We start from the raw sequence: 255 nt of genomic DNA, 5'->3' as shown, positions 1-255 counted from the left end.
AGACAGTCGAGAAGTCGTTACGCCATTCGTGCAGGTCGGAACTTACCCGACAAGGAATTTCGCTACCTTAGGATGGTTATAGTTACCACCGCCGTTTACTGGCGCTTAAGTTCTCAGCTTCGACCTTACGGTCTAACCGGTCCCCTTAACGTTCCAGCACCGGGCAGGCGTCAGTCCGTATACATCGTCTTGCGACTTCGCACGGACCTGTGTTTTTAGTAAACAGTCGCTTCTCGCTGGTCTCTGCGACTCCCC

General features: G+C 53.3%; 1 rRNA gene. It reads right to left on the bottom strand.

The features are described 5' to 3' along the window. Positions 1-255: ribosomal RNA gene (locus GWK61_RS55770) — 23S ribosomal RNA — on the bottom strand; the annotation flags it as partial.

It is taken from the genome of Catenulispora rubra (assembly GCF_015356825.1).
Classification (GTDB): Bacteria; Actinomycetota; Actinomycetes; order Streptomycetales; family Catenulisporaceae; genus Catenulispora; species Catenulispora rubra.
The sequence above is the reverse complement of the archived record's forward strand: the minus strand, read 5'-3'. Positions and strand labels throughout refer to the sequence as shown.